Consider the following 8108-nt stretch of genomic DNA (forward strand, 5'->3'; position numbering starts at 1 on the left):
GGCGGCGGCAACGATGGCGTCGAGTTCGGCGAGCGCGGCCGCATCCCGGCGGGCGGCGGCGCGGCGGGCGGCGAGGCCGTCGAGAGCGGCGCGGACATCGTAGATCTGGGCGACGCGTTCGGGGTCGACCGGCGCGATCTCGAAGCCCTTGCGGCCGCTTTCGCGCAGCAGGCCCTGGCGGTGCAGCAGGTGGAGCGCGTGGCTGACCGGCTGGCGGGAGACGCCGAGACGGGCGGCCAGCTCGCCCTGGCGGATGCGCATGCCGGGCAGCAGGGCGCCATCGGCGATGGCCTCCACCACGCGTTCGTAGACCTTGTCGATCAGCGTTTCGCCGGTTTCGATCGGCTCCATGCGCGCTCCCACCGCATTCGGAATTCCGAAATTCTGCGGCAGGCGGGCGCCGGCGTCAAACCCGGCGCGGCGGGCTCAGCGCGGGCTGATCAGGGCGCGGCCGATGATCATCTGCTGGATCTGCGTCGTGCCCTCGTAGAGGCGGAGCAGGCGGACATCGCGATAGAAGCGCTCGACCTTGTATTCGGCCATGTAGCCGGCGCCGCCATGCACCTGCACGGCGCGGTCGGCGACGCGGCCGACCATCTCGGTGCAGAACATCTTGGCGCAGGAGGCGCGCATCGGCAGGTCGGCGACCGGCGCGCCGGCGGCGCGGTCGTCATAGGCGCGGGCGATGTCGCGCACCAGCGCCCAGCCGGCGGACAGCTCGGCCTCGGAATCGGCGAGCATGGCCTGGACGAGCTGGAACTCGCCGATCGGCCGGCCGAACTGGCGGCGCTCGCGGGCATAGGCGATCGCCTCGTCCTGCAGGCGGCGGGCCATGCCGCAGGCGACGGCGGCGATGTGCAGGCGCCCGCGGTCGAGCACCTTCATCGCGGTGCGGAAGCCCTGGCCGGGCACGCCGCCGATGATGTTCGCCGCCGGCACGCGGGCGTTTTCCAGGATGACGTCGCAGGTCTTGGTGCCGCGCTGGCCCATCTTGCGGTCGGGGCGGCCGAGCTTCAGGCCGGGCGTGTCGGCCGGGACGATGAAGGCGGAGATGCCCGAAGCCCCCGGCCCGCCGGTGCGCGCCATCAGCGTGAAGCCGCCGGCGCGGGGGGCGTTGGTGATGTAGCGCTTGGCGCCGTTGAGGATGTAGTCCTCGCCGTCGCGCTCGGCGCGGGTGGTCAGCGAGGCGGCGTCCGACCCGGCATCGGGCTCGGTCAGGGCGAAGGACATGATCAGCTCGCCGCTGGCCACGCGCGGCAGGTATTCGGCCTTCTGCGCCGCGGTGCCGTCCATCAGGATGCCCTGCGAGCCGATGCCGACATTCGAGCCGATCACCGAGCGGAAGGCGAGGGAGGTCTGGCCGAGACGGTGGACCACCTCGCATTCCTGCGCCATCGACAGGCCGATGCCGCCATGCTCCTCGGGGATCGACAGGCCGAACAGGCCGAGCTCCTTCATCTCGGCGACGATCGGCGCCGGCACGTCGTCCTGCTCCTCGACCTCGTTCTCGGCGGGCACCAGGCGTTCGCGCACGAAGCGGTCGATGGTTGCGAGCAGGATGTCGAAGCTTTCCGAATCGAGCGCCATGGGGGTTCCTTCCGTTTACGGCAAGGATAGCCAGCGGCGCGGCGGCGGGAAACCCCGCGGCGGCGGGTTCATGACAGGAATTTAAAGACCGCGCCGGCGGGCCGGTCACAGAAATGCCATTGCCGCGGATTTAGTTCGGGTCAGCGATCGAAAGGAGATCGAGGATGGAACGCAAGACGATCGGACTGCTTGGCGCGATGGCCGGCCTCGCCGCCGCATCGCCCCTCCATGCCGCGAGCGCGGAGGCGGCGCCATTGCCGGAGGCCGCATCCTACGCCGAACTGCTGGCGCCGGTGGCGGCGCCGGGCGTGATCCTGCGCGCGCATGACGCCCTGCTGGCGCGCGAGGGGACGCAGGCGCCGGCGGCGCGGCTGGAGCAGGTGGACCATCACCACCACCACCATCATCACAACGCGTATCGCCGGTTCTATTATCATCACCATCACCACCACCATCATCACCATCATCACGGGTATTACGGCTATTACGGGTGGTATTACCGGCCCGGCTGGTACTGAGGCCGCGACGGGCAACGACGGAGGATCGGGTGACGACGGTCAGGCTGCGCTTTTTCGAACCGGGACTGGCGCCGCGGCGCACCAAGCTCGAGGTGCCGGGCTGGGGTGGCGAACCCCAGCCGCGGCGCGACGGCGCGCACGAACAGCCCTGGCACTGCATGCCCTTCATCGAGGGCGCGCAATACGGGATCGAACTCTTCTATCCCTATGACAACGAACTCCGCGTCGGCCGCCGCGACGGGGTGGTCACGCTGGAGAGCGATTGGGGTCCGGACCCCTGCACCGGCATCAACTGGCCGCCCTTCCGCCCGTTCGGCGAGGGGTATTACACGCACCAGCTGCTGCTCGACATGGCGGTGGACGAGCCGATGGCGGTGCGGGTCGAGCCGCATCCGCGCTATTACACCTCCGGCGCGGACGACGTGCCGCTCGCCGTGCCGGCGCTGTTGCGGACCCAGTGGTGGCCGATGATCTCCTTCGTCGTCTTCAAGGCGCCGCCGGAGGGGGTGACGCATGTGTTCCGCCGCGGCGAACCGTTCATCCAGCTGACCGTGGTGCCGGCGGAGCCGGACCTCGACCTGCAGCCGATGGCGCCGGAGGAGGCGGAGGCGCGGGAACTGCGGTCGCGGCGCATTCACGCCAGCCGGGAGACGCTCGGCCAGGAGACGCGCTGGACGTCCTCGACCGACACGGTGTTCGACGGCACCTATCGCAACCTGCTGCGCGCCGCGCGCGGCAAGCCGGTCTGATCGCACCCGGCGGCGACTCGCCGCGCCGGCGCGCGGCGGGAGCGCCATGCGAACATCAAATGGGCCGTTAATTAATCGAGTAGTAATTATTTCGGGCAATCTTCCGGTTTTCCGAGACGGTCGTCTGGTCCGAGATATTCTTGTTCGCTCAATCCACCATCGTCCCCACGGTCGAAGTCCTGCAGGCGTTGCTGGATTCGATTCCGAACCCGGTCATCGTGATCGACCGGGAGCATCGGCTCGTGCTGGTCAACCAGGCGATGGCGGATTTCATGGGCCGGCCGCGGGAGGCGTTGCTGGGGCAGACCGGGGCGGGACTCCTGCCGCAGGCGCAGCTCGAGGTGTTCTGGCGGATCGACGATCAGGTCTTCGCCACCGGCCTGCCGAACGAGAACGAGGAGATCGTGACCGGGGCCGGCGGACGGCAGCGCATCGTCATCACCCGCAAGCGCCTGATCCATCTCGACACCGCCGAGGGCAGGGCGCCGTTCATCGTCGCCGTCATTTCCGATGTGACGCGCTTCCGCGAGGCGGAGGCGCGGGCCCACCACCTTGCCGCGCATGACCTGCTGACCGGACTGCCCAATCGCGGGCAGCTGACCCTGCGCCTCGCGCAGGCGCTGGCCGCCGCGCGAAGTAGCGGCGAGGTCGTCGGCCTGCTGCTGGTCGATCTCGACGGGTTCAAGCCGATCAACGACCAGTTCGGCCACCTCGTGGGCGACAACGTGCTGCGCATCGTCGCCCGGCGGCTGAGCGGCGTGATCCGCGCCGGGGATACGGTCGCGCGGCTGGGTGGCGACGAGTTCTGCGTGATCCAGCTCGGCATTCGCGACGCGGCGCAGGCGCTGCACCTGGCCGACCGCATCGTCGCCGCCATCGGCCACCCGTTCGCGACCGATCCGGAACCGATCGTCGTTTCCGCCTCGGTCGGGGTGGCGCTGTGCCCGTTCGACGGCGACGATCCGGAGACGTTACTCGACCGCGCCGACCGAGCGCTCTACGCTGTCAAGCATGCCGGGCGGGGGAGTTACCGCCGCTACGAGGCATCGATGCAGCGCCTTTCGGCCTCGCCGGTGATGCGCCCGGCCGGGCCGGACGGCGCCGCCGCCGCCGGAGGGGAGCCATGAGCCGCACCGTGCCCGACGATGTGACGACGCTCGGCGCGCTGGTCCTGGGGGGGCGCGGCGTGGTGCTCTGGGATCTCGATCCGGTGGCGGGCCTGATCCGGCATTACCACGGGCAGGCGCGGGAAGGGGTGGATTGCCCGCCGGCGGAGACGGTCGAGCAGGTCTGCGCGCGGGTCCATCCCGACGACCGGGCGCGGGTCGGCGCGGCGCTGCGCTGCGACGACGGGCAGGCGGCACCGGAGTTCGAGATCGGCTATCGCGCGCGGGATGCGGCCGGCGGCTGGATCCGGCAGGTCGCGCGCGGCCGGGTGGTGGTGCGCGACGCCGCGGGCCGGCCGCTGCGGGTGGTGGGCATCACCATCGATCTCGACCTGGTCCCCGACCTGCCCGCCACGCCTTGCGGGGGCGGCGATTCCGAGCGTCTCGCCGCGCTGGCGCTCGAACTTGCGCAGCGCACCGAGGAACTCGCCAGCGCGCATCGCCTCGCCCGCGTCGGCGCCTGGCGGTGGGACCTGGCACGGCGCCGGATCTGGCTCTCGGTGGAAACGACGTGGCTGCTCGGCCTTGAAGGCGGCGCCGCCGAGATCGATTACGACCAGATGCGCCGCGCCATCCACCCGGACGATTACGACGCCGCGATGGCGACCTTCCGGGAGGCCGCGCGGAGCGGGACGGCGGCGACGCTGGAATACCGGGTGATCCTGCCGGACGGGGCGGTGCATGACGTGCTGACCCATGCCGAGCCGGTGGTGGGGGCGGACGGAACCGTGTCGCAGCTGCGCGGCACCACCCAGGACATCACGCCCTATCGCCGGATCGAGGCGGCGCTGCGCGAGAGCGAGGACCATTACCGGCACATGGTCGAGCTGCACCCGCAGATTCCATGGACGGCCGGCCCCGACGGCGCGATTCTCGAGGTCGGCCCGCAATGGTTCGCGCTGACCGGCATGAGCCGGGACGAGACCATGCCGTTCGGCTGGGTTTCGGCGCTGCATCCGGACGACCGGGACCCGACGCTCGCCGCCTGGCGGCGGAACATCGAGTCCGGCGCGCCGATCGACGTCGAATACCGGCTCCGGCTGTCCGACGGCGCCTATGGCTGGATGCGCGCCCGCGCCGCCGCCCGGCGTGGCGAGGACGGGCGGATCCTGCGCTGGTACGGCACGCTGGAGGACATCACCGATCGCCATGCGGCGGAGGAGGCGCGGAAGGCGTCCGAGGCGCTGGCCCTGCGCGTGCTGGAGGCGAGCGGCGATGCCGTGATCGTTTTCGATGCCGCGGGGCGCGCGAGGTTCGCCAATGCGCGGGCCATGACCATGCTCGGCCTGCCGGACGATGCGGTGGGATGCAACGTCGCCAGCCTGTTCGCCGAAGCCCATTGCCGCGAGCTGCGCATGGCCGTTTCGCGGGCGATGCGGGACGGCGCCGGCGGGCATTTCGAGCTGTTCTGGCCGCCGACCGATCTCTGGCTGGAGGCGAGCCTGTTCGCCGATGGCGGCGACATTTCGCTGTTCCTGCGCGACATTTCGGAAAAGCGCCTCGCGCAGCAGCAGCTTCGGTACGCGGCGAGCTTCGACTTCATGACCGGCGCGGCGAATCGCGGCACCCTGTTTTCGCGGCTGTCCGCGCAGCTGGAGCGGCAGGACGCCGGCGACCTGACGGCGCTGCTGTGCCTCGATCTCGACTATTTCAAGGAGATCAACGACCAGCACGGGCATCCCGCGGGCGATGCGGTGCTGCGCCAGTTCGTCAGCCGGCTGCGGCTCTGCCTGCGTTCGCAGGACCTGCTCGCGCGCTGCGGCGGCGACGAGTTCGTGGTCATGCAGACCGGGGTGGGCGGGCCGGCCGACGCCATCGCGCTCGCCGAGCGCATTCTCGCGATCATGCGGGCGCCGTTCGATGTGGATGGCATCTCGCTGCCGAGCAGCGTGTCGGTCGGCATCGCCGTGTCGAGCCTGGGGATGACCGATGCCGATGCGCTCTACAACCAGGCGGATCGGGCGCTCTACGTCGCGAAGTCGAAGGCGCGCGGCTCCTATCGCCTGTTCCATCCGGACATGCAGCGGGCGGACGAGGCCGGGCGGCGGCTGCGCGCGGAGCTGTCCGGCGCGCTCACGCGGGGCGAGTTCGCGCTCGCCTTCCAGCCCATCGTGCAGCTGGCGAGCCAGCGCATCGTCGGCGTCGAGGCGCTGCTGCGCTGGCACCACCCCGAGCGCGGCCTGATTCTGCCGGCGGAGTTCATTCCGGTCGCGGAGGAAAGCGGCCAGATCGCCTCCCTCGGCGCGTGGGTTCTCGGCACCGCCTGCAAGGCCGCCCGCCACTGGCCGGAGGACGTGAAGATTTCCGTCAACGTCTCGCCGCGCCAGTTCGAGCTGGGCGATATCCGGCTGGTCGTCGGCGACGCGCTGGCCGCGGCCGGACTGCCCGCCTCGCGGCTCAAGCTCGAAGTGACCGAATCGGTCCTGCTGTCGCAGAACGCATCGAGCATTCACGTCCTGCAGGATCTCCGCGAGCAGGGCGTGATTCTCGTGCTCGACGATTTCGGAACGGGCTATTCGTCGCTGTCCTATCTCGACACGTTCAAGGTCGATATCGTCAAGGTCGACAAGTCCTTCATCTCGCGCATCCGCGCGCCGGGCGACCGGCAGCCGATCTTCGAGGCGATCATGGGCATGACGGCGGCGCTCAACCTGCCGGTGACGGCGGAAGGGGTGGAAACCAGGGTCCAGCTCGATTACGTGACGCGGCTCGGCTGCGAGTGGGCGCAGGGGTATTACTTCGCCCGCCCGGTGTCGGAATACGAATTGCGCCGGCGCCTGCAGGGATTCTCCCGCGCCTGAGCGGGGTGCGTCGCCGCGCCGCGCCGCGCAAGCCATCGTCGATGTCCGGAAAGGCCCTGGTAGCGGCGGGCGGATTTGAACCACCGACCAAGGGATTATGATTCCCCTGCTCTACCGCTGAGCTACGCCGCCCCATGGGTGGCGCTCAGGTAGCGTCAGAGACGAGGCAAGTCAATCATGCCGGATTCATGGCCGCCCCGCCCGGTGATAGGGGTGCCCGGCGAGGATGCATTGCGCCCGGTAGAGCTGTTCGGCGAGCACCGCGCGGGCGAGGAGATGGGGCAGGGTCAGGTTGCCGAGCGACAGCACGGCGTCGGCGCGCTCGATGATCCGCCGCTCCAGCCCCTCGGCGCCGCCGATGACGAAGGCCAGCGGCCGGGAGGTTTCGCGCCATGACGCGAGCATGGCGGCGAAGGCCGCGCTGTCCGGCGCCTTGCCGCCGAGGTCGAGGGCGATGACCAGATCCTCGGCGGCGAGGCGGCGGAGAATGGCGTCCGCCTCGCGCCGCTTGATCTCGGCCGGGCTGCCGGTGCCGTCGGGCAGGGCGACGACCTCCGGCCGGGGCTGGAGCCGCGCGGCGTAGCGGGCGACGAGATCGGCCTCCGGCCCCTTGGAGTCGCGCCCGATCGCGATGATGCGCAACCGGGCGCCCGGAGCCGTCACACCGGCTCGTCCAGATCGGCACTCCACATCTTTTCGAGCGCGTAGAGCTCGCGCGCTTCCGGCTTGAAGAGATGGACGACGATGTCGCCGGCATCGACCAGCACCCAGTCCGACCCGCCGGCGCCCTCGACCTGCACGCGCTTGACGCCAATGGCGGCGAGCTTTTCGAGCAGGTGGGTCGCCATCGCGGCGATCTGCCGGTCGGCAAGGCCGGTGGCGACCACCATGCGGTCGGCGAAGCTGGCGCGGCTGGCGAGGTCGATCGTCACGATGTTCTCGGCCTTGTCGTCGGCGAGGCTCTCGGTGATGACCCGTTCCATCTCCGCGAGCCGTTCGGCCGCCTTGTCCGCGCTGCGGCGCTGGCGGGCGGCTTGCGGCGCGGGTCCGGCGATGGCGGCCTTCTTGCGCGGGGTTCCGGGGGCCTTGGGCGCGACTTCGGCGGGAAGCGGCGGCTTGCGCTTCGCGGCCGGCTTGCGCGGTGTGGCGGCGGGCGGGGTCGAGCGGGTCGGCGGGCGGGCTATGGCCGGTCTCCTTGAATGCCGCGCGGCGCGCGGGCCTTGCGGGCGCGGGCGCGCAGCGCGGTGGCTGATAACGGATTCTCGCGCGCGGGCAGCCAGATCCACG

8 protein-coding genes and 1 tRNA gene are annotated in these 8108 nt (G+C 70.7%); 4 read left to right on the forward strand and 5 right to left on the reverse strand.

The features are described 5' to 3' along the window. Both RT91_RS16125 and RT91_RS16130 read right to left on the reverse strand, forming a co-directional pair. The coding region (locus RT91_RS16125) for a GntR family transcriptional regulator (protein ID WP_035188449.1) at positions 1-351 on the reverse strand (351 nt) is incomplete at its 3' end. 75 nt (positions 352-426) lie between these two features. Then, positions 427-1587 carry an acyl-CoA dehydrogenase family protein gene (locus RT91_RS16130; protein ID WP_013640081.1) on the reverse strand — a complete coding sequence of 387 codons (1161 nt, stop codon included), beginning with the start codon at positions 1585-1587 and terminating at the stop codon, positions 427-429. Positions 1588-1751: 164 nt separating this feature from the next. On the opposite strand from RT91_RS16130, the gene RT91_RS16135 reads away from it, so the two are divergent. The 4 genes from RT91_RS16135 (at position 1752) to RT91_RS16150 (ending at position 6821) form a co-directional block, all read left to right on the forward strand. Then, positions 1752-2105: a hypothetical protein gene (locus RT91_RS16135; protein WP_007423072.1), complete on the forward strand. Its 354-nt coding sequence runs from the start codon at positions 1752-1754 to the stop codon at positions 2103-2105. A 29-nt stretch (positions 2106-2134) separates the two neighbouring features. Further along, positions 2135-2854, forward strand: coding sequence for a hypothetical protein (locus RT91_RS16140; protein WP_007423071.1), 720 nt, complete (start codon positions 2135-2137; stop codon positions 2852-2854). 140 nt (positions 2855-2994) lie between these two features. Further along, the gene (locus RT91_RS16145) at positions 2995-3981 is read left to right on the forward strand and encodes a GGDEF domain-containing protein (protein ID WP_007423070.1); all 987 of its coding nucleotides are present in this window, start codon (positions 2995-2997) and stop codon (positions 3979-3981) included. Then, on the forward strand, positions 3978-6821 hold the full coding sequence (locus tag RT91_RS16150; protein ID WP_011942328.1) for an EAL domain-containing protein: 2844 nt from the start codon (positions 3978-3980) through the stop codon (positions 6819-6821). The genes RT91_RS16145 and RT91_RS16150 overlap by 4 nt, the downstream gene beginning before the upstream one ends. Before the next feature lie 57 nt (positions 6822-6878). Here RT91_RS16150 and RT91_RS16155 read toward each other — a convergent pair. The 3 genes from RT91_RS16155 to rsfS form a co-directional block, all read right to left on the reverse strand. Beyond that, a tRNA-Met gene (locus RT91_RS16155) sits at positions 6879-6953 on the reverse strand. 54 nt (positions 6954-7007) lie between these two features. Next, positions 7008-7484 carry a 23S rRNA (pseudouridine(1915)-N(3))-methyltransferase RlmH gene (locus tag RT91_RS16160; protein WP_011942327.1) on the reverse strand — a complete coding sequence of 159 codons (477 nt, stop codon included), beginning with the start codon at positions 7482-7484 and terminating at the stop codon, positions 7008-7010. Then, positions 7481-7876, reverse strand: a complete 396-nt coding sequence (gene rsfS / locus RT91_RS16165) for a ribosome silencing factor (RefSeq protein WP_035188450.1) — start codon at positions 7874-7876, stop codon at positions 7481-7483. Before rsfS ends, RT91_RS16160 begins: the two co-directional genes overlap by 4 nt. Positions 7877-8108 lie beyond the last annotated feature (232 nt).

Origin of the sequence: Acidiphilium sp. JA12-A1 (assembly GCF_000724705.2) — a bacterium.
Lineage (GTDB): Bacteria > Pseudomonadota > Alphaproteobacteria > Acetobacterales > Acetobacteraceae > Acidiphilium > Acidiphilium multivorum.